Source organism: Mycobacterium talmoniae, from assembly GCF_001854525.1.
Taxonomy (GTDB): Bacteria; Actinomycetota; Actinomycetes; order Mycobacteriales; family Mycobacteriaceae; genus Mycobacterium; species Mycobacterium talmoniae.
Map to the genome: position 1 here is coordinate 26,201 of NZ_MLQM01000021.1, position 20,102 is coordinate 46,302.

Genomic DNA, 20,102 nt, shown 5'->3' on the forward strand with positions numbered 1-20,102 from the left:
CTCATCGATTCCCCACAAAGCTCTGCGCTTCACCGGTCGGTGCCGGCAAATCCAGGAGCCGCGCCAGCAGATGACTCGCCGGATTGCTCAACCGCATCGGGGCATCCGGCGGAAGCTGGCCCGCGGAGATCATCAGGTTCCCTGCACGGTGCATCAGGATCGACAGCCGAAGAGCCGCGAGAACTTCGTAATAGTGCAGGTTTCGGACTTGCACACCGGCGATGTTTTCATACTCGGCGATCACCTCGTCGCGGGTCGGAAATCCTGGCAGCTGGGGCGCACCCAGGCTTTCCGAGTAGTAGCGGAGCATCAACAGCCACCAACCCAGGTCCAGTTCACGCGGACCCACCGACACCATCTCCCAGTCCAGCACGGCAGCCACCGTCAGGTCGCCGGCGAACAGCATGTTGCCGATCCGCGCGTCACCCCAGTTGAGCACGGGGGCACCGGTATCGTTCGGACGATTGCCCTCGGCCCAGTCCAGCGCTGCTTCGACCACCGGGTTGGGTTGGCCTTCCGACGCCCATCCGAAAGTGTCCCGCCAGAACGATAATTGGCCATCCACCCCAGATTCCGGATGGTCACGCAACTGCCCCAACCCCACCTGGTCAAGGTGGACGGCATGGATGAGCCCCATCGTCCGCAAGCCGTTGCGGTGCAGCTCCTCCTGTTCACCCGGCGTCAGATCCAGCACCCACCCGGTGGTGGTGAAGGGTGGGTCATCCGAGGGCACTCGGCCCTCGACCCGGGCCATCACCAGGAACGGCGCCCCCAACACATCCGGATCCGGCTCATGGAAGAACATCCTCGGCACGGCCACATCCGTGCCGCGTGCCAGGGCGCTCATCACCGTGAACTCCAGCCCCAGGTCATATCGGGGGAACACCGCGGGTCCGGCCGGCTGCACCCGAGCGACGAGGCACTCACGCTGCGGCCCATCTGCTGCCGTCCAGCTCGCCTCGAAGAGCAGTGTTTCGTTCGACATGCCGTTCGTGCTGGGGAATTCCACCCCATGCACGCGGGCGTCGGATACGCCGTCGAGGTGGCGGGTCAATGCACCCGCCACTTTTGCGGCCACCGTCTCCGCGTCCAAATTGTTCTTCAGCGCCATCCAAACCCTCCTTGAACGTCATATCCGAGCGTCAGTTCGCTAAGAATCCCTGGTGCGTTGAGCTGCACCCCGGCTGCTATCGACAGCCAGGAGCCGAGCCGAGGACCAGCGCGGCCCCTCCGCCCAGACGACCGTTCCCGCCGCCATGCGCCGTTCGAGTCATGAGCGCCGCGCGAGCCGGGGCCTTGCGGGGTCTTGCGACCTGCGAAGCAGCCGCAAGGCCGCCTGTTGTCCCGGAATTCCGCTGATACCGCCCGTCGGGTGAGTGCCCGCGCCGGTCAAGTACAGGCCCGGTACCGGAGTCTCATATTTGGATAATCCGATCGCCGGCCGTGCCGGCCCGAAGCGCAGCAGGAACGGATCGACATGGTAGACGTTGCCGCCGGGCACATTGAAACGCTCAGCAAGATCGGGCGCCAGGAACACCCTTCGACCGATCTCGGCCTCCCGAAAGTTGTCGTAGTACTGCGCGCATTCGTTGACCACCTGTTCGCCGATGTCTTCGCGAACCTCGGACCACGGTACGTCTGGACGCGACGGGACAATCCCCGACCAGATCCAGCACGTGTCCTGCCCGTCCGGGGCCTGTGTGGGGTCGATGGCTGTCGGGACGATCGAGATGAATGGAATCTTGGCGGGCCAGCGTCGTGCCACCGAGTCGTTCCATCCCTGCAGGTGTTCGTCGTAGGTGTGCCAACTCACCACGGGTTCACGTAAGTCCAGGCCATCCTTACGCCACCTGTTGTGCTTGGTCATCTCGATACGACCCGAGAAGGCAAAATCGACCTTGAGGTTGCCTGCTCCGGTGTTGGTTGTCGGGATGACCGAGGCGCGCCGCTCCAGATCCTCCGACAGGGTCCCCTCGGGTAGCAGTCTGTTCAGCGTCACGACGGGGCTGCACGCGGCCATCACGTATCCCGCCGAGAGCTCCTCGCCATCGCTTAGCCGCACCCCGGTAACCGCACCGCCTGTGACGATCAGTTCCTCCACCCGAGCGGACAGTCGCACGTCACCGCCGTGGTCCTTCAGACACGCGGCGAGCGCCCTGGGCAAGGACACCGACCCGCCTTGGAATCTGGCGTTCATGATGCGGTGGCAGATACCGAGGTAGATCAGGGCCCAGCCGGTCCCATCCTGGGTCATCCAGCAGAACGGCGGCATCGCCGCTAAAGCGGCTCGAAGAAGCGGATGATCGAACCATTCTTCGATGATTTCCTGGTGACCGCTGACAAAGAACCGTGTGAGGGGCGCGAGTTCTCGCCGGTGCTTGGCGATCTGGGTGACGGCTGCGCTCACCGCGCGCGCGGCCGGACGGGTGGGGTGGCCCAGCAGCAGTGGAAGCCCGATGTCCATCGCCGCATCCAACAGGGTGGCGAATTTGAGGAATGCGCGGGCATCGCGGGGCGAGAAATGACGGATCTCTTCGGCGGTGCGTCGCGGGTCCTGCCAGAATGCCAATGATGCACCTTCGGGTTCAAGGTGCACGTGATACGGGTCTGCCGGTAACTGAACCAACCCGTAGCGGTCCAGGTTGAGGTCCTTGGTGATCGACGACGCCCGGAACAGCGACGCCTGGATACCGCCCTCGTTGTGGATATGATTCGGCGCGCCGGGGATGATGGAATTCGATCCCAACATCCCGCCGATGACCGGCGAGGCCTCCAGCACCGTCACCCTCCGGCCGGCCTTGGCCAAGTACGCCGCGGCCGTCAACCCATTGTGGCCCGCACCGATGACAATGACATCGCGGGATATCTTGCTGTTCATGCGAATTCCTTATTTCTGAGGGCGAGAGTGGTTCAGGTACACGTGCGAATCACTCTCGACCGCAAAGGCTTCCTGCCCTGCCCAGCGAGGCATACTCCACGGAATCTAGCGATTTCCGATAAACGAGGTGGTCGTCCCGGTGGGTGCGGGCAGGCCCAGCAACTTGGCCAGCAGCTGGCTAGCCGGGTTGCTCACCGCCATCGGCGCGTCCGGCGGGAGCAGGCCGCCGGCGATCATCATGTGAGCAGCGCGGACCATAATGATGGACAGCCTCGCTCCCGCGAATATCTCGTAGTATTCGAGGTTTTGCACCCGGTAGCCGGTCAGTTCCTCGTACCGAGCGACGGTGGTGGCGCGGTCAGGGATGCCCGTGGGCGTCGGTAACCCGATGCCCTCGGTGTGGTGGCGTTCCAGGAAGAACCACCAGCCCAGGTCGAGTTCCCTGGGGGCCAGAGTGACCATCTCCCAGTCCAGCACGGCAACCGGAGCGAGGTCCTCACCGTAGATGACGTTGCCGACTCGTGCGTCACCCCAGTTGAGGACCTTGTCTTCGGTGTCGGTGGGTTTGTGGTCGACCAGCCAGGTGAGCGCATGTTCGATGGTGGGGTTCGGTTCGCCCGCGGCGGCCCAGTTGAAGAATTCAGCCCAGTACGCAAGCTGGGCGTCGAGCCCGCTGCCGTAATCCGGCGTATCGAGGAAATCTAAGCCTAGGCCCTTCCAGTCGGTGCCGTGGATGCTGGCGAGCACCTCAATGGTGCTCTGCCACATTTTGGTTCGTTGCGACGCCTCAAGATCGAGCACCCATCCGCCGGCGGTGAACGGCGGGTCATCGGAGGGGATCCGTCCGTCAACGCGCTCCATCACCATGAACGGTGCGCCGAATACCGAGCGGTCCTCGGCGTAGGAGTAGATCTCCGGCACCGGCACGGCCCCGTTGGCGCCGAGTACGCCGAGGACCTTCGCCTCCTTTTTGAGGTCGTAGGTCGGGAACACACCCTCGCTGGTGGGCTGCACCCGGGCGACCATCGCCCTGGAATCTGACTGACCGTCGCGCTGCCATGCGGCGTTGAACAGCACCGTCTCATTAGACAGGCCCGCCGAGGCGGGGACGGTCAGGTCCTGCACCTTCATGTTCTGCACACCCGGCCATTGCGTGGTCAACCATGTGGCCAGCCGTTCTGCGGCGGCGTCGGTATCGATCGAATTCTGCAGTGCCATAGGGGTCCTCCGTGGGTTGCGGGCTGCCGGTTACGTTCGGGCGGTCTGCGCACTGCGGCGCACCATGGCCCGTTGGTAGTCGTCGAACCAGATCTCCTGATAGGTGGCGTGCGCGACGCGACCTTGCTCGTCTTCCCAGCGGTAGAGGCTGTCGTGGAAAGATGCGTTGGGCCAAGCCGGTAGCGACGCCGCAGCGATCGCTTCGCCACGGAACCGATACGTGTCGCCGTGGTCGTCCTCGGCCGTGATCTCCTGGCGGGTCGCCATGTGGATACGTGAGTGGTATTCGAGGACGTTGCGTCGCACCGACACGACTTCGCGTGATTCCTGCCCGCGTTGGACCCAGGCGAAGTGGTGCGAGGGCCTGTCGCCGACCTCGTAGAGGCCCGCCCAGGCGGGGTCGGTGTCGAGCGGTTCGAAGCTGATCTGGTTGAAGATCAGGTCCTCGCCGAAGTACATCGGCGACCATCCGACCGGCGGCACCGGCACCGCGCCGCGTTTCTCCACGCGCACCTGGCGCCACGATCGGTCGCGCGGTGCATAGCAGTCGACGTCGTAGTTCGTCCCGTCGAGCAGCAATTGTCCGGTGACATGCATGAATTGCTCGGTGCCGCCGGACTCCCGGGATGCATCGTGGTGAGCTTCCTCACCCGGCATGACGTGGCCACGGGCAAACAACGGGGTCACCGCGTCGGCCAGCAGGTCAAACGACATCCGTCCGTCACCGGCCGCATAGCGCAGACGTGCCGTACGTCCAGGCTCGAGGAACTCGATCGATAGCCCGTTGTCGGTCGTAATCGTGTTGCCCTCGACGGTCGGCCAGGGCATGGTGAGTTCGTAGTCGATGAACGCCATATCGGCGTACTCGACATTGTCGGTGCCCTGGAAGATGCACACCCCACCCTGAGAGAGCGGATACGCCGGCTGGTAGCGCACGTAGAGGAATGCCCCGATGGCCGCCTCGGGCACGGAGAAGCCGAAATAGTGCGTGTGGATCAGGTGCGGATCCCAACGCTCACCAGGTTTCGGCAGAGGCAGCACCATATCGGTGTCACCTGGGTGCGTACGAAATGCCATATCGCAAATCCTCTCAACGTCACATCGACGGGCGCGGCGGTCCGACCGCTCCCGCAGGCTCCACCAGACGGCCCTGAAGAGCCGTGGGGGAGATAGTCTGCGGTGAGCCCCAGACCGGATTTGTCAGCCGGATCACAAATCTAACCGCCATTAAGCGTAGCCGAACGTGAGCAACGTATCAATACTGAACATCGGTTCATCTACGATAATTACCGCTATGGCCCCCAAGAAACAGGACACCGTGACGCGCACCCAGCGCCAGCAACTGCGGACCCGGCGCCAACTGCTCGACGCGGGACGCACCCTGATTGCGGCCAAGGGTGTCTCCGGCCTGCGCGTGCAGGAAATCACCGAACTCGCCGACGTCGCACTCGGATCGTTCTACAACTACTTTCCGTCCAAGGACGAGCTGGTCGAGGCCATCATCACCGAGACTCTCTCCGATCTGGCGTCGGCGACCATCACCGAGACCAGTGACGATACCGATCCCGCCGAGATCGTGGCGATGGCTAATGTGCGCGTCATCGGATTGGCCCGCCGGGAGCCGGATCTCGCTCGACTGATCGTCAATATCGCGCACTCCGAAGCGTTGTTCGGGCAGGCCGTACACCCGTATGCCCGGATGGCCGTAGAACGCGGGATCGCCACCGGCCGATTCAGCGTCCCCGATGTCGAGGTCCTGTTGACGGCGGTGATCGGCGGTGCGTTCGCGCTGATTCGCGAGATCCTCGATGGACGCCACCAACCCGAAGCCGCGGAGGCGTTCGCCTGCTATGTGCTCGCGTCCCTCGGGGTGCGCCCCGACGAGGCCTCCGCGATCGTGACGAGGACCGCGGGGTCAGCAGCCACCTAACCGCGCCGTCAACCGGCGGCCGGCACCGCTATGCCGTCGGCGTGCTGACCGGCCGACGCATCCGAGACGGTCTCGCCAGGGGTCCCGAAAATCGCGGCCTTGAGCAAGCCGACCTTCGATTTGATGAATACCTCATCATCGGGGCGACTCACCGCGAACGACAGGATCCACACCGAGGTCAGTGCCAATCCGAGAGTGACCAGCCATGCCAGGTATGCGACCCCCACCGGGGCATCGAGGTTCAGCGACGTCCACATCGGCCATGCAGTCGCACCGTTGGCGATACCGTCCGCCATCGGGATGAATGCAATGATCAGGGCCAACCTCCACCCGTGCAGGTGCGGAGCCAGCCGGTAGATCAACGCGCCCGCTGTCATCGGCATGACCGGATTGACGCACACCCACCACAGCGGCAGTCCCCAGAAGTTCAGCGGCTGATGCCCGTAATACTCGTAGGCACCCATCAACACACCGGGACTCTCCAGCCAGATATTGATGAACACGTCGATCACGTAGAGCGCGAACAGACCTTTTCGAGTGACCCCGGTGGAGTAGATGCGATATGCGAGATACGCCAACCCGCCGACGTACCAGATGTAGACGAAGTTAATGAAGAGCGGGAAGTCTCGGCCCATCGAGGAGAACGTCGTCAGTGTTGCATGCTCACGCATGTAGGCCATGCCCAAGAGATCGACAATCGGTTCGAACAGGCATGCGATCCCGCCGCCAATGATGCAGTAGGCCAGCAACGGCCCCCGCCCGATGATGAGGTGCCGGATCGCGAAGAAAACACCGAAAACCACGGGTATGCCCAGGAACACCGTGAAGAGGATCTCCGGCCAGAACGGCATCGGGGTCCCCGGGTGTTCGGGAATTGGCGTTGCGGCCAGCACGCTCACCGAAGATGTCACGGTCGATCCTCACATCCGACGTTGATTCCGCGCGCCCCCTCGACGGCGGTAGGCACCTCATGGCCGATGGCTCTCGGCCTGGCTGCGCACTGACGGTACAGCGGCATGAGCAAAACATCAATATTGAATCTTTATTCATCCACGATGGATCTCGCCGGGCTTCGCGCGGGATCTGAGGCTTCGACACACGTCGCGCAGCGCGCGGAACGCCGGCAAGTCGCCGAGTCGACACCGCGGACAGACCACTCGCGCGCAGGTCAGTTGCCGCTTGGCTCACCGGCCGGTCCGTCGGAGCCCATCGACCCCAGAGCCGGCAGTTCCCGGTATGCGATTCGGTGGGCAGCGGCCCGGTCGACACCGAACGCCCGCAACATCATCTCGGCTCCGCTCGATTCCGTATCGGGCCCCGCCGCGATGTGGCCGCTGAGGATCCCGCTGATCACCGCGAGGGCTGAGGCCGCGACGGAGGTCAAGCACAGTTCGACGTTCGGGATATCGAAACGCCCCAGCCGCTGGCCGCGTTCGAGGGTCTCGCGCGCCCACGGCCTGACGACATCTTCGAACATGTCGTTGGCGCGGTCGAGTTCGACGATGATCTTGGCGAACTCCGGTTGGTCGCGACCGAACCGGAGGAATCTGCGATACGACGCCGAGGCGGCCTCGGCGGGGTCCTCGAACTCCAACGCCGCGCCGCCGATCGTGGCTCCCAGCCCGGAAAGTACCTCCTCGGCAACCGCATCGACGAGGGCTTCCTTGGACTCGAAATAGCTATAGAAGGTGCCAAAGCCCAGATCGGCGAGCGCGGTCACGTCGCTGATCCGCACCCCCACGATGCCGGATTGGGCGATCGCCTGCCGAGCCGCCGACAGCAACCGACGTTTGGCCTCGGCTTTGCGGCGGGCACGGCGGCCCATCGGTCCGGCTGGTGCGTTCATGATCGAAGTATCGCATCTGAAGCAAAAATTATTCTTGATTTATGAATCGAGTTTCGCCATGATCGACCCATGGAGACTGAGACACCGGCAGTCACGCCCCTCCCCCGCGAGACTGACTTCGTAATCGTCGGAGCAGGCCACAACGGTCTGACGGCGGGTTGTTACCTGGCACGCGAGGGACACCAGGTAACCGTTGTGGAGGCATCCCCCACCGTCGGTGGGATGACATCAACCAACGCCACACTGCCCAGCGCTCCGGGTCATTTCTTCAACGAAGGTGCAATCCAACTCACGGGCATCTTCCGACTCTCCGGTGTCGCCGAGGAACTGGAGTTGCACAAATACGGCCTGCGCCAAATCTCGGTCGACCCGGCACACGTCCAGCTAGCACCCGACGGCAGCTCGTTGGCGATCTGGAAGGACGCCAGCCGCACCGCCGATGAGCTTCGTCGCTTCTCCCCGAAGGACGCTCGGGCCTGGCTCGACCTGGCCAACGCGCTCGACCCCGCGATGGACCTGGTGGTCGCCTACATGAAGTCCCATCCATTGCGGCCGTGGAATAAGGAGATGGGTCGTGCCGTGGCTCGGGCAGCCCGACACCCCAAGCAGCTGTGGTCGCTGCGGCACTTCGCCACCGCGTCCCACACCGAGTTCCTCGAGGAGACCTTCGAGTCAGAACTGCCCAAGGGCGCGCTGGCTGCGATGGCGGCGTTCTCCCAGATGCGCCTCGACATGACCGCATGGGCGATGATCTACCTCGGTGTGGTGCAACGGGTCTCCAATGCCATGCCGATCGGTGGCACCGGAGCGCTCCCCGCCGCATTGCATCGCTGCCTGACCGCGCTGGGCGGCACGGTCCACACCAACAGCCGGGTGAGCGAACTCGTCATGTCCGGCAATCGAGTTACCGGGGTACTCCTCGATTCCGGCCAGACGATCCGGGCACGCAAGGGTGTGCTCACCACCTGCAATCCGGTGGTGACACTCAACGAGCTGCTCCCCGAAGGGGTGCTCGACTTCAAGATGTCTGCGCGAGCCAGGGACATCCCGATCCGCAAGACCCACGCCACGTCGCTGAAGATCAATGTTGCTCTCAACGGCGAGGTTTCGATGCGCCGCCACGAAGCGTGGCGCAACGACGGCCTGGACCTGCGCAAGTACTTGATCGCCTGGCACACCCTGGAGGAACAAGACGCCGCCTGGAACGCAGTCGTGCGTGGCCAATGGCCCGACCCGGTACCGGTCAGTTGCGCCATCATTCCCTCCGCGGTCGACCCCACCCAGGCGCCAGCCGGTTCCAGCAACCTTTGGCTGTGGTCCGGCGTGATCCCGGTGACTCCAGAGGTCCCGTGGGAGGACGTGCGGGACAAGGTCGGTGACGCCGTCCTGCGTGACACGGCTCAGTACTATGAGGGGCTCGATAGCCTGGAGGTCGACCGCGCCGTGCTCGGCGGACCCGACATCGAGAAGCGCTTCAACGCCCCGGCGGGCAACGTCTACCACGTCGATCCGCTGATCACCCGCTTCGGGCCTCTCAAGCCTGCACCGGGGCTTGGCGGTTACCGCATTCCCGTCGACGGCCTATACCTGAGCGGCGCAGGCACTCATCCAGTCGGAGGGGTCTGCGCGCTGCCCGGAAAACTCGCCGCTCAAACCGTGCTGCGCGACCTGGCCAAAGGCCACTGAGGCGGACGTAGACGACCGGAGGACCCCTATACGAGGAGCCATCTGGGATAGCGGGACGGTGGCCCGGTAACGCCCCTGAGCCTGATCTCGGTGGGGGCGTGAGGATTTCGACTGATGAATCGTGCTGGGAGAACGCTGGCACCGAACCGCTGTGACCCGGCATTTGTTGCTCTTTGTTCAATGTGGGATGCCGAGTTCTGCTGGATTGGCCTGTTGGAAGATCGGTGGGTTATCGCATGAGTAGCTTGACGGCGGATCAGTCCGGTGACGTAGTCATGCGTGATTTTCGGCGTCGACAAGCGGGCGATTCCAAGCATCAGTTTCCCCTTCGTTGGAGACCAGGGCGCTGGGCATCCTGACTTTGAAGAATTGCAGGGAGGCCGAGACTTGCCGATGCAGGTATTCTACGGGTCCAGGCTCGGGCGGGTGTCGACTACGGGCGGTTGACGTTTGTCTGGACTGGAAATCGAGATCATAACGAAGTCAATGTGATTAGCTTCGTCGCCAAGTGTGAGAAACCGCCCTTTCCTACACCACTCGCCGAGACCCATCCACAGGTTCTGATCATTGCTCCCGGAAGGGCCGGTCAGCCGGGCTTCGATCCCTTGAAACGGTGCGAGATTCGGCAACCCATCCGCAAAGAACTACGGGATCGACGGTGACGCGCCTCGCTCGGCCGTCCAGGCCTCGATCAACAATCGCACCCCGTGGGCGAACGACGGCCTGGACAGCCATCTGCCGTAGCTCTCAACTGCTTCGGCCAGATGCGGAAACTCAGCGCGCAATTGATCGCGATCAGCCGCTTGGATCGAAGAGTCGTCAGCCGACCGTCCGCGACGCAGCTGGGTGAACCCGATTGTGTAGCTGAGCAGCGCGGTGAACAGTTCCCCGGCTTCTGCCGGCGTGAACCTGTTATCGGCGAGAACCCCGATGACGTGGTCGGCGGCTTTCCAGGCCACGGGCCCGTCGAGTGGCTGCTCAGCCATGACGTGGGCCAGCACCGGACGGCGGAGCATCAAGGTGTGCAGCGCGTCGAACCATTCGCCCAAATAGTCTTGCCAATCGGCCATGACGGACGGGACACGGAGCTCATCGAAGTAATGGTCGGCGACTTGACTCAATAGTGCGCGTTTATCCGCCACATGGCGGTAGATCGTCATGGGCGAGACGTGCAGCTCAGTAGCGAGCTTGCGCATCGTGAGGGTTTCGTACCCGTGACGTTCGATGTGCTCGAGCGCCGCCTCGACCACCTGATCGGGGGACAGCCCCGCTGCTATGCCGCTCGGACGATACGGGGCGCTCACGAAGTCGTGCCTCCTGCTGCCCCGACGCACTCGGCACCGAACTCGGGACCGTTCCAGAGCGCACAGCGGACCAGCGTGAGGTGTCCGGGGTCAAGCTGCGATGGGGGCTTCATCGACAATGCGCGATTCTGGATCACAGTGCGGCAGTCTACGAAGCCCCTCGGTCCCCACAGGCCGTCACTCCACTCCGCCCAGGACTTCGACGGTGCCGTTGTCCCCGTCCAGCCGCACGCGCTGGCCATCAGCGATGGTCCGGCTCCCGGTCCGGGTACCCACCACGGCCGGGATTCCCATCTCCCTGGCCACGATGGCGCCGTGGCTGAGCATTCCGCCGAGGTCGGTAACCACACCGGAGGCGACCATGAACAACGAGATCCAGCTAGGGTCGGTGGCCTCGCAAACCAGGATGTCGCCCTCGTCCAGGTCGATCTCGTCCGGGTCGGTGATCACGCGGGCGCGCCCCTCGACAACTCCGTTGCAGGCCCCGACACCGGTGATCACCGTTCCGGCCTCGGCGCCGCTGCCGGTGGGGCCGCCCAGCGGGATCGGCTCTGGCACCCCGACCCAGGACTCGGGCAGTCGCTGATTCTGGCGCAGCTCGTGCCGGGCCCGGCGCTCCGAAATGTGCGCCCGGCCAGCGGGCGGCGGCCCCGCTTTCAGCTCAGAGTAGGTCACGAAAAAGACGTCGTCGGCGCGGTCCAGCAGCCCGTCGGCCTGTTTCAGGTCGCCGAGGCGTCTGGCGCACGCCCGGGCAGCGTCGAACATCATCAGGTAGCCGGCCTTGCCCTGCTCGCGCAGCGCGAGGAACCGGCTCGCCGCCTTGACCAGCGGTCGCAGCTGGACCCGGGATGTCCACCGCAGACGTTCCCTGACCAACCGTTCGGCGGCCTCCCGTTCCTGCCGCCGCTGACGAGCACGCTGCTGGGGTGCTCGGGCGCTATCGCGTCCCATGGCGCGGTACTCGGCAAGACGGGACGCCAGCAGCTGGGGGCTCTCACGCCACGAAACACTGTCGATCTGGCCCTCCTGCGGGCCGTGGTAGCCGTGCCGGTCCACAAAAACCTGCAGGTCGAGTCCGCCGTGTGCCAGCTCCCAGAGATCCTCCGCGACGTCGGCCTCCTCGGACCCCACCCCGGAGAGCAGCTTGGCCTCCAGCCCCAGCTCGCCATGCTGGGCGACCAGAGCCGCCAACCGGTCGGCGAGGCCATTGCCGACGAATGTGGCCAGGAAATGCAGCCGCATCATGTGGCCGAATCGTTCCTGGGTCACCTCGAGCATGTCCAGACACTCCGCCTGGCCGGCGGTCGCGACGCGTCGCACGACGGTCTGCCACCACTGCCGCACCTCCGCGAAGTACGCATCGTGAGCCCGGCTCAACCTGGCGATCAGCAGTGGCGCCCGCACGGCGATCACCGGGTACCGCCGATAGCTGTTGTTGTCCACGATGCCGGCGCGGACGTAGCCGAACAGCTGGTTCTCCACCGCGGTCGCCGACGTGCCCGGGGTGAGATCGGCCAGCGCGCGGAACTGGTCCATGTTTGCGGCGGCCCGCCCCGCGAACACCGACCAGAACTGCTCCTCGACCAGCTCCGGGACGACGAGCTGGGCGTCGGTCAGCACCCCGATATCGCGGAAGGCGCCGCGCAGAGCGAGCTCGACCGGGGCGTGCATGAAGCTGAAGCCCAGCGGCGTACACACCCCGGGGAAGGCTTCCGCTACGTTGCCAGACGTCCACGCCACCGCCGGGTCGCAGTTGGTGTGGTCGACGGGGTCTACGAAATTCTCACTTGGGTTCATCTGTTCTCCACCGCCGTGCAGGTCTCGATCGTGCTCATCACGGCAGGATGGCACTACGTTCTAGCCAACCGAAGGTCGTCTCACCGTTCCACTCGAATCGCGCGGGGCAATCGACCATGACCTTGCGCCCGAGGTCGGCGTCGTACCCGAGGTAGAAGTCGTTCGGCTCACCGAGGCTGATCGGCACGCTGTGCAGCACGGTCGCGGTGATCGGATTGTGCCCCTCCAGGGTGATCGCGCCTGATTCCGGCCCGCCGAGCGGATCGGTGAGAACAGGGACGTCGACAGGGCTGACCGGTGTGAGCTGGTCGCCCTCGATGAGGATGCCGTCATTGAGCACGACCGTGCCGTCCGGGGCGAACGCGCGGAATGCGCAAAACGCCCGGCCGCTCGGGAACAGTGCGTGCGTCCAGACGTGACCGCCGAGCCCGGTGAGGTCTCTCTTGCCGGTGGTGTGGTCGCGATAACCGCTGGCGTCGATACCGTGCCGACGGTCTGCGGCCGTGATGGTGCCAGTGAACCGCCCGTGTTGTTCGTAATGGGTGTCACCGAGGCTCTCCATCGCGCCGAGGTCCCACACCGGCGTCAGCCCAGTAAACGTCAAATCGATCTCGAGCGGCACAACTTCGGCGTCCACGAGCCGCCCCTGCCCTAGCGCTGTCCGGCTGGTCGGCCGGCCAACCCCGACAAATCGCAGTGACCACTCGCGCATCGGCTCGCGGCAGGTCAGGGTGAGGTTACCGGTACCCAACGCACTGCCCGGGCTGGGCGTGACCGCTTTCGACACCACGAGCTGGCCATCCGGAAGGTACGCGACGACGGTGCTGCGCCATAGCGACTGACGGTGCGGCATCCGCCCAAGGTGCAGCAGAATTCCCGCTCCCGTTTCCGCGTCGTGGCACAACCAGGCGAAGTTCTCGCTCCACAGCGGCACGTCGGCTGGCGGGTCGTGGGGCGCTTCGAGCCCGCACTCGGACTTCTTGGGCATGGGTCAACTCCGTAATCGGTCTTCCTCGTCGCCGGACACCTGAGCCTCCGTCGAGGCAGGCCTTTGACTCGGCATGTCTACTAGTATACCTCCAATGGCTATACACGACCACCGTTGTGTCGGATCTTCCGCACCGAGAACCGCGACGCCCGCTTCCAATCGCACTTCCCTCGCCGTCCGAAGGGTGTGACGAACGAACACTTAACAGGCGTTCTCACATTCGGTGGAAGGCGCGCCGCGAACGTGACGGACATGATTCGCTGGGGAGCTAAGTCAATATTCAAGCGCGAATGCCGCTACCGGCAAACCTGGCCAGGGAACGCGGAGCTGATTGCAGCCGATGCCAACCGTATCCACATTTTCGGGAAAACCCCAACACCCTTCAGGGTGCGGCTGGCGCGAGGATTTCCACCGCACCACGCTCGCCGTCGACGCGGATTCGGTCCCCCGTGCGCAGGATCTGGGTACCGGTGCGCGTACCGATCACGCAGGGGATTCCGAGCTCGCGGGCAACAATCGCACCGTGCGAGATCGCTCCGCCGATGTCGATCACCAGCGCCGAGGCCACCATCATCAGCGACGCCCAACTTGGGTCCGTGGTCCGACACACCAAGATCTCACCCGGCTTGAGCTCCTCGTCGGCCTCGGGATCGAGGATGAGTCGCGCAGTGCCTTCCACGACTCCGGGAGACACTGCCGCACCGCTGATCTCGCCGTCGATCCGATCGGCCGTTGCGGCCAGGACGAACGGCCGGGGTGTGCCCTGCCACACCTCGGGTACGCCCACCCTGCGGTATTCGTCGGTCACTGCACGCCGGGTTGCGATCAGGGCGTCCACGTCCGGTGCCGGCGCCCCGGTGAGTTCATCGACCGTGAGCCAGAATGCGTCCTCGGGAACGGCAAAGGCACCCGACCGCGTCAGCACCTCGCCGCAGACGCGCGCGGCAACGCGCGCAACGTCGAGGCACTGCAGAAACGACGCTTTACCGATCCCCCGCAGCGGGATGAGGTTGGCTGCGATGTCCAACAGGACCCGTGTCGGGGGACGTTGCCACGACGGCAAGGCACGCATCAGCTCGGCCTCGGCCCGACGGCGCTCGTCGCCACGCTCGGCGACGACGCGGTGTGGATCGCGTTCGTCGGGCATCTCGCGGTAGGCGGCCACGAGACGTTCCAGCGGCGCCTGGTCAAGCCGCCACACGCGCGCGGAGAGCTCGCCCTCGTTGGGGCCGTGAAACCCGTGTCGCGTTACGAATTCCTCGACCGACAGGCGGTTTCGTGATACCGCCCAGAGATCGCCCACCACGACAGTTTCCGCCATATCGCCATATCCGGTAACCAGGGAAATCTCCAGCCCGGGGCGGTGCGCCCGCTCCGCGGCGGCACGGACCTGGTCATAGAGCGCTTGGCATAGCATCGCTGCCAGGGTGTGCGGCCGCATGACCCGCTCGAAGTTCTGGACCGCCTCACGCAACAAGGCTTGGGCCTGGGCAAGCTCGGTCGGTCGGCCACCGCCGACCGAGCGCTGCCACCACGGGTAGATGGTGGCGGTGGCCTCGCGGAGCCGTGCCTGACAGCGCAATGCGCTGTAGGGCATCTTGACCGCCACGATCGGATAGCGCGAATAGACCTTCTTCGATGTCACGCCCGGCCGCACTCGGCCGAAGATCTGTTCCTCAACCGCGTCACCACTGGTACCCGGGGTACGGTCGCCGACGAACCGAAACGTGTTCAGGTTCCCCGCCGCACGGCCGTACCACAGATCCCACAACCGCTGCTCGGTACGTGCAGGCGGCACACATTCGGACTCTCGCAGGACCCCCATGTCGGCGAAGGCACCGCGCATGGACCGCTCGACGCCGTCGCCGAAAATCGACCAGGTCAGCGGGGTCACCACCCCGGGCAGCGCCTCGCTGGCATTCGTGGTGGACCATCCCACCGACGGATCGCACATGCCCGCGTGGATCGGGTTTTTCTCGCGTGCAGCCGGACTCATCTCGAGGTCGTCAAGCATGTGCCGCTACCCCATCTCTTCTCATTCGGTGGTACACACCTGGGGATACGGTCGTCGCCACCCCGGTCATCTCAACGTTCTTCCGGCGAGGGCAGCATCGAGGGGCGGTAGTCCCGCTCGATGACGCCGTAGCCGACCTCACCGTCTGACGCCACCACCCGGACCGTACCCTGAGTGATGATCAGCGGGCCCTGCTGAACGGAAATATCGACGCCGTTGATGTTTTCGTTGGGCTCGAGCAAGGTGAGTGTATAGCCGTGCAACCACTCGGCATCCATCGTGTGCACCGATCCGGCGGCTCGGCCGAGCGTGATCTGAAGCTGCCGCGGCTCATGGCTGACGTAGCTCTCCAGCCCTGTCACCCGTACGTCCCCGCCGGTCTCGCACCGTCCCGCCTCCTGAAACGCGTAGGTGCGATGGTCGACCCGACCGTCCAGCCGCCAGTTGACCAAACCGTTGACCCAGTTCAGACCGTCAATGCCGAGCGCCGCGTGTAGATCCCAAACCGGGGCTGCCGCCTCGAGTTCGACCTCGAAGCCGAAATCCCGCGCCGTCCCCGCGCCCACCGGCGCCACCGCCATCGAACCCAGATCGGTCATCGCTCCGGCACCGTCGAAGGTGAGCCGCCAGCGCCGCAGCGGTTCCAGACATGCGACGCGAAGATTCCCGGTCGCCGGTCCACGCTCATCGCCCGCCCGACCCCACGACCGATTCACGAGTAATACACCGTCGGGCAACAGCGCAATCACCTGCGCCCACCAGAGGTCGAGATCGCCGAGCCACCGTCCTAATGTGAATGAAGATGCCGACGTTCTCCGCTGGCGACCAGACGTGGAAAAACATCGTCTCACTCCAGCCGGGAATACCCTCGGGGACCGCACACAACAGGTCCACGGCCGGGTCGACATCAAACGGGTTGTCGCCCGTTCGGACCCGCCACACGGACCCGGTGCCCGCCGTCATGCGTCGAACCCGCGTAACGCCTGCAGAGTTCCGCGCAGCCTCATGTCGACAAGAATATAACCCACGTTAGATTATTGAAAGGTACGGTTTGTCGGATCACCGAGGTCCGCCGCCGGGTCATTGAACGCCACCCGGTCCTCGGGACTGCCAGCCGGCAGCAGCTTGAGATCGTCGATTCCTCCGGTGCCCGTTCACGTTTCGAGGGCCGCGCACTGGCCGTGTCCCCAATGCACTCCTGGCCGAACATCGGGTTTGCCGACAGCGTCTTCCGCTGGGAGGACGAGCACGGCCGGGTGACACACTGCACCTACCAGGAGGTCTGGTGGGACAACTACCAGCGCCTCAAACGCAGCCGGGGCGCCGAGACTCGCTGACGCACCGGCTCATCGGCGCGCTGCCTCGTTGCGGCGCTGCAGCAGCTCAGGAAGCGAGCCCTGGGCGGCGGGCCCCTGCTCTTCACGTGCCCATGCGGTGAGCAACGCAAGATCGAGGTCGTCCGCTACGGTGGCTGCCAGGACCCGCACCTCCCCCGGGAAGATCGTTCCGGCGGTCGCGTCGACGGTGACGGTCCGACCGGCGAGCGCCATGAGGTTCCCGGTGCCACAGCCGACCACACAGGGCACCGCCATCTCACGACAGACGACGGCGGCATGCGACGTCGAGCCACCCAACTCGGTCAGGACCGCCGCTGCGACCGACATCGCCGCGACGTCGTCGGGATCAGTGGTGGGACGCGCCAGGATGACCGCCTCGCCCCCGTCGGCGCGTTCCTCGGCCTCATCGGCATTGGTCACCACGACTCCGGTGGCAACGCCTGGGCAGGCCGGTTTGCCGGCGGCGATCGGCGTGGCGCTACGAACGGCGGTCGGGTCGAGATGCGGTGCAAGCAGAGCGCGGACGTGATCGGGGTTCACACGGTCGAGCGCCTCGACGGTTGTGATGATGCCCTCGCGCTGCAGTAGCACGGCATGCCGAACGGCAGCCTGGGGCGACCGTTTGGCGTCCCGCGCCTGCAGCAGCCACAAAGTGCCGCTCTCGACGGTGAATTCGATGTCCTGCACGTCTCTGCTGTCTGACTCGAGGCGTGCGGTAGCCTCCATCAGCTCGGCGTGGACCTCCGGCATCGTCGCGGCCAGACGATCCAGCGGCAGTGCGTCGGCACGCCCCGAGACGACATCCTCACCCTGACCACGAGGCAGCCATTCACCGTAGGCCTCCGCCGCCCCGGTGAGCGGATCACGGGAGAACAATACGCCGGTACCTGAGCGATCATCGAGGTTTCCGAACACCATCGCCTGCACCGTGACCGCGGTACCGCCATCGTGCGAGAGCCCCCGTCTTGCCCGATAACTCTTGGCGCGCTTGGAGTTCCACGACTCGAGTACGGCGACCACCGCGAGTCGCAGCTGCTCCCAGGGATCGGACGGCGCCGGACATCCGACGACCTTCTCGAACTGTTCGAGGAAGCGGCGACGGGTATCGGCTGCGTATGCAGCGTCACCGCTCTCCTCGGCGATGGCCCGTTCGACATCGGCGGTCACACCGAGGTTCAAGATGGTGTCCATCATTCCGGGCATGCTCGTCGCGGCACCCGAGCGAACCGACACCAGCAGGGGGCTGGCCGATCCACCGAACCGCCGCCCCGTTGCACTCTCCAGTTCTGCGATCGCGTCCGGCACGCGCTGCCAGACATCTTCCGGCAGCGTCTCGTCCGCGGCGTAATAGCGCCTGCAGACCTCGGTCGTGATGACAAAGGCCGGCGGTACCGGGATTCCCAGGGCCATCATCCGATGGATACTCCAGGCCTTGCCGCCGAGCAGCTCCCGGCCCGCCGGGGTGCTGCCGTCCAGGGTGAGGAGCGGTGCGGGATCGAGCGCCTCGGATGTCATTCGGCCCGCCCGGCCGCGGCTTCGTCGGCACGGGTTAGGCCCGCAACACCGATCAGCTCCTCATGCAGTTCGAACCAGACCGTGTGGTAGCTGTCGATGAGCGGCAGCGCGAACCACTTGCGTTCTCCGGCCGCCAACTTCTCCAGCGCCGAGCCGAACCGGGCTGGGTATGGGCTGAGCCGAGGCACCAGCTGCACAAGCCGGCCCAATAGTGGCGCGAAGCGTTCATGCAGGTCGACGAGCCTTTTAACGATGTCCGCGTCATAGTCGGCGTCGCTGTGGTCGTTGGGGCGCACACCGTCGATGAGCTGCCAGTCGGTGACCAACTGCTTGAATTCCGCGTTGATCACGTCGAATTCCTGGTAATGCTCCTGGAGCACCTCAGGGTCGAGCTCGGCGCGCTCACTGGCCAGCAGCGTCTCGAGTCGGGCGCGACCGACGGCGGTGAGCTTGAGACGTGAACCCGCACGGTCCAGTTCGCCTGCGTCGATCAGCGACTGCAGCAACGTCGCCACATCGCTGTCGGAGATCCCCGCTGCGGCGGTGAGATCGGCGTCGGTAGCGCGCCCCTTGAGCCGCGCCGCCTGCAGAACCTGAAGATCGTTCATCATGATGAACCCTTGTGTTCGGGGGCGTGGCTAGGCAGCCCGGTGGATGATGCCCTGCTCGAAGAGGCCACCGACGGTGCGGCCATCGCTCTCCAGCGTCATGAAGTCGTCATAGGTCCCAAACGCCGGGCCTTCGGTTTCGGCCGGGCCCATGGGCACCCAGAATCCTGCCTGGCGGTCTTGCAACGACACCGTTCGTGTGGTGCCGTCGGAGAGCTCCAGCCGGGCCCGCAGGTACTGTGCGGCAGCATTACGCGCGAAAGTCGCACCGGTGATAGAGGCCGAATGCTCACCGTCGATGGCGAAACCATCTATCGCGAGGGCGCCGTCAGTACCGACGAACTTAATGGCGGTGATGAACGACGTGTCGTCGGCAACGATGAGCCCGGCGTATTCGACCCACTGTGCAGACTCATCACGGAAACCCCAGGTGCGGTCACGCATACCGTATCCGTTGATCGCCACCGTCGCGTCACCGATGGTTACGCTGCCGACGACGGTGCACGCCTGCTGAAAGTGTTGCAGCGGCTTACCGGGCACCAGCGGCGGGATCAGGTCGGTGGTGGCATAGTCAGCGGGGACAAACAGCGGGGCGTTGATAAGCTCGGCGCGCACGCTCGGGTTGTCGATGCGAGCCTGGCCGTCCAGACCGAAGTGGATGCTGTTGCTGTCGAACGAACCGTTGCCGAGTGACTCGACGACCTCCACGACACGGCCGGCAACGGAGATGCTGAACCGCGCGCGGCGGGCGCTCGGCGCGTTGGGTGACGTCGAGACGTGCAACGTGCCGAATACCTGTGCATCGACGTCCCAGAACGCGAGGTAGGCGTTGTCCTTCCAAACCGGGTCACCGGCACCGGCGGCGTCGGGGTGAATCGGTTCAGACAGCGGGCCCCAGGTGTTATCGGTAGCTGCGGTCACAGACATCGACGGTCCTTCCAGTTTTCTCGGCATCGCCCAAGCGGCGTATCGACTCCATCA

The 20,102-nt window shown here is 64.9% G+C and carries 17 protein-coding genes; 3 read left to right on the forward strand and 14 right to left on the reverse strand.

Translation table 11 applies throughout. The features are described 5' to 3' along the window. Position 1: 1 nt before the first annotated feature. From BKN37_RS06585 to BKN37_RS06600, 4 genes are all read right to left on the reverse strand, one after another. Positions 2 to 1,111 carry a phosphotransferase family protein gene (locus BKN37_RS06585; RefSeq protein WP_071023553.1) on the reverse strand — a complete coding sequence of 370 codons (1,110 nt, stop codon included), beginning with the start codon at positions 1,109 to 1,111 and terminating at the stop codon, positions 2 to 4. Between the two features lie 159 nt (positions 1,112 to 1,270). Then, positions 1,271 to 2,878, reverse strand: a complete 1,608-nt coding sequence (locus BKN37_RS06590) for a phytoene desaturase family protein (RefSeq protein WP_071023555.1) — start codon at positions 2,876 to 2,878, stop codon at positions 1,271 to 1,273. Positions 2,879 to 2,983: 105 nt separating this feature from the next. Continuing rightward, positions 2,984 to 4,096 carry a phosphotransferase family protein gene (locus tag BKN37_RS06595; protein ID WP_071023557.1) on the reverse strand — a complete coding sequence of 371 codons (1,113 nt, stop codon included), beginning with the start codon at positions 4,094 to 4,096 and terminating at the stop codon, positions 2,984 to 2,986. A gap of 30 nt (positions 4,097 to 4,126) precedes the next feature. Then, positions 4,127 to 5,173 (reverse strand): DUF7064 domain-containing protein, encoded by a 1,047-nt coding sequence (locus BKN37_RS06600; protein WP_071023559.1) that lies wholly within the window; start codon positions 5,171 to 5,173, stop codon positions 4,127 to 4,129. A gap of 217 nt (positions 5,174 to 5,390) precedes the next feature. Between BKN37_RS06600 and BKN37_RS06605 the strand changes: the two genes are divergently transcribed. Further along, positions 5,391 to 6,026 (forward strand): TetR/AcrR family transcriptional regulator, encoded by a 636-nt coding sequence (locus BKN37_RS06605; protein ID WP_071023562.1) that lies wholly within the window; start codon positions 5,391 to 5,393, stop codon positions 6,024 to 6,026. Between the two features lie 8 nt (positions 6,027 to 6,034). On the opposite strand, the gene BKN37_RS06610 is transcribed toward BKN37_RS06605, so the two are convergent. Both BKN37_RS06610 and BKN37_RS06615 read right to left on the reverse strand, forming a co-directional pair. Then, entirely contained in the window at positions 6,035 to 6,877 is an 843-nt protein-coding gene (locus tag BKN37_RS06610; protein ID WP_423212771.1) for a hypothetical protein, read from the reverse strand. 317 nt (positions 6,878 to 7,194) lie between these two features. Next, positions 7,195 to 7,872, reverse strand: coding sequence for a TetR/AcrR family transcriptional regulator (locus BKN37_RS06615; protein ID WP_242657119.1), 678 nt, complete (start codon positions 7,870 to 7,872; stop codon positions 7,195 to 7,197). A gap of 69 nt (positions 7,873 to 7,941) precedes the next feature. Between BKN37_RS06615 and BKN37_RS06620 the strand changes: the two genes are divergently transcribed. Continuing rightward, a complete protein-coding gene (locus BKN37_RS06620; RefSeq protein WP_071023568.1) occupies positions 7,942 to 9,558 on the forward strand; it encodes a phytoene desaturase family protein in 1,617 nt (538 codons plus the stop codon). Between the two features lie 644 nt (positions 9,559 to 10,202). On the opposite strand, the gene BKN37_RS06625 is transcribed toward BKN37_RS06620, so the two are convergent. The 5 genes from BKN37_RS06625 to BKN37_RS29755 form a co-directional block, all read right to left on the reverse strand. Beyond that, entirely contained in the window at positions 10,203 to 10,862 is a 660-nt protein-coding gene (locus BKN37_RS06625) for a TetR/AcrR family transcriptional regulator (protein ID WP_131823531.1), read from the reverse strand. Between the two features lie 177 nt (positions 10,863 to 11,039). Next, complete coding sequence (locus BKN37_RS06630; protein ID WP_071023572.1) at positions 11,040 to 12,659, reverse strand: PEP-utilizing enzyme; 1,620 nt, start codon at positions 12,657 to 12,659, stop codon at positions 11,040 to 11,042. Positions 12,660 to 12,696: 37 nt separating this feature from the next. Then, positions 12,697 to 13,647 (reverse strand): hypothetical protein, encoded by a 951-nt coding sequence (locus BKN37_RS06635; RefSeq protein WP_071023575.1) that lies wholly within the window; start codon positions 13,645 to 13,647, stop codon positions 12,697 to 12,699. A 382-nt stretch (positions 13,648 to 14,029) separates the two neighbouring features. Beyond that, positions 14,030 to 15,661 (reverse strand): PEP-utilizing enzyme, encoded by a 1,632-nt coding sequence (locus BKN37_RS06640; RefSeq protein ID WP_083341620.1) that lies wholly within the window; start codon positions 15,659 to 15,661, stop codon positions 14,030 to 14,032. Positions 15,662 to 15,732: 71 nt separating this feature from the next. Continuing rightward, the gene (locus BKN37_RS29755; RefSeq protein ID WP_242657120.1) at positions 15,733 to 16,260 is read right to left on the reverse strand and encodes a hypothetical protein; all 528 of its coding nucleotides are present in this window, start codon (positions 16,258 to 16,260) and stop codon (positions 15,733 to 15,735) included. 438 nt (positions 16,261 to 16,698) lie between these two features. Here BKN37_RS29755 and BKN37_RS29060 point away from each other — a divergent pair, with 438 nt between their 5' ends. Continuing rightward, positions 16,699 to 16,998, forward strand: coding sequence for a hypothetical protein (locus BKN37_RS29060; protein WP_071023577.1), 300 nt, complete (start codon positions 16,699 to 16,701; stop codon positions 16,996 to 16,998). A 9-nt stretch (positions 16,999 to 17,007) separates the two neighbouring features. Here BKN37_RS29060 and BKN37_RS06655 read toward each other — a convergent pair whose 3' ends face one another. From BKN37_RS06655 to BKN37_RS06665, 3 genes are read right to left on the reverse strand one after another with little or no spacing between them, the layout of a single operon-like run. Further along, positions 17,008 to 18,513, reverse strand: a complete 1,506-nt coding sequence (locus tag BKN37_RS06655) for a pyruvate, phosphate dikinase (RefSeq protein WP_071023580.1) — start codon at positions 18,511 to 18,513, stop codon at positions 17,008 to 17,010. Further along, positions 18,510 to 19,124 (reverse strand): hypothetical protein, encoded by a 615-nt coding sequence (locus BKN37_RS06660; protein ID WP_083341621.1) that lies wholly within the window; start codon positions 19,122 to 19,124, stop codon positions 18,510 to 18,512. Before BKN37_RS06660 ends, BKN37_RS06655 begins: the two co-directional genes overlap by 4 nt. Positions 19,125 to 19,151: 27 nt before the next feature. Then, positions 19,152 to 20,048 carry a hypothetical protein gene (locus BKN37_RS06665; RefSeq protein ID WP_071023582.1) on the reverse strand — a complete coding sequence of 299 codons (897 nt, stop codon included), beginning with the start codon at positions 20,046 to 20,048 and terminating at the stop codon, positions 19,152 to 19,154. Between the last annotated feature and the right edge of the window lie 54 nt (positions 20,049 to 20,102).

What these genes read in the sequence shown, in the direction of transcription:
- BKN37_RS06585 (WP_071023553.1), bottom strand. Translation starts at nt 1,111, where the DNA reads ATGGCGCTGAAGAACAATTTGGACGCGGAGACGGTGGCCGCAAAAGTG.
- BKN37_RS06590 (WP_071023555.1), bottom strand. Translation starts at nt 2,878, where the DNA reads ATGAACAGCAAGATATCCCGCGATGTCATTGTCATCGGTGCGGGCCAC.
- BKN37_RS06595 (WP_071023557.1), bottom strand. Translation starts at nt 4,096, where the DNA reads ATGGCACTGCAGAATTCGATCGATACCGACGCCGCCGCAGAACGGCTG.
- BKN37_RS06600 (WP_071023559.1), bottom strand. Translation starts at nt 5,173, where the DNA reads ATGGCATTTCGTACGCACCCAGGTGACACCGATATGGTGCTGCCTCTG.
- BKN37_RS06605 (WP_071023562.1), top strand. Translation starts at nt 5,391, where the DNA reads ATGGCCCCCAAGAAACAGGACACCGTGACGCGCACCCAGCGCCAGCAA.
- BKN37_RS06610 (WP_423212771.1), bottom strand. Translation starts at nt 6,877, where the DNA reads ATGCCGTTCTGGCCGGAGATCCTCTTCACGGTGTTCCTGGGCATACCC.
- BKN37_RS06615 (WP_242657119.1), bottom strand. Translation starts at nt 7,872, where the DNA reads ATGAACGCACCAGCCGGACCGATGGGCCGCCGTGCCCGCCGCAAAGCC.
- BKN37_RS06620 (WP_071023568.1), top strand. Translation starts at nt 7,942, where the DNA reads ATGGAGACTGAGACACCGGCAGTCACGCCCCTCCCCCGCGAGACTGAC.
- BKN37_RS06630 (WP_071023572.1), bottom strand. Translation starts at nt 12,659, where the DNA reads ATGAACCCAAGTGAGAATTTCGTAGACCCCGTCGACCACACCAACTGC.
- BKN37_RS06635 (WP_071023575.1), bottom strand. Translation starts at nt 13,647, where the DNA reads ATGCCCAAGAAGTCCGAGTGCGGGCTCGAAGCGCCCCACGACCCGCCA.
- BKN37_RS06640 (WP_083341620.1), bottom strand. Translation starts at nt 15,661, where the DNA reads ATGCTTGACGACCTCGAGATGAGTCCGGCTGCACGCGAGAAAAACCCG.
- BKN37_RS29755 (WP_242657120.1), bottom strand. Translation starts at nt 16,260, where the DNA reads ATGACCGATCTGGGTTCGATGGCGGTGGCGCCGGTGGGCGCGGGGACG.
- BKN37_RS06655 (WP_071023580.1), bottom strand. Translation starts at nt 18,513, where the DNA reads ATGACATCCGAGGCGCTCGATCCCGCACCGCTCCTCACCCTGGACGGC.
- BKN37_RS06660 (WP_083341621.1), bottom strand. Translation starts at nt 19,124, where the DNA reads ATGATGAACGATCTTCAGGTTCTGCAGGCGGCGCGGCTCAAGGGGCGC.
- BKN37_RS06665 (WP_071023582.1), bottom strand. Translation starts at nt 20,048, where the DNA reads ATGTCTGTGACCGCAGCTACCGATAACACCTGGGGCCCGCTGTCTGAA.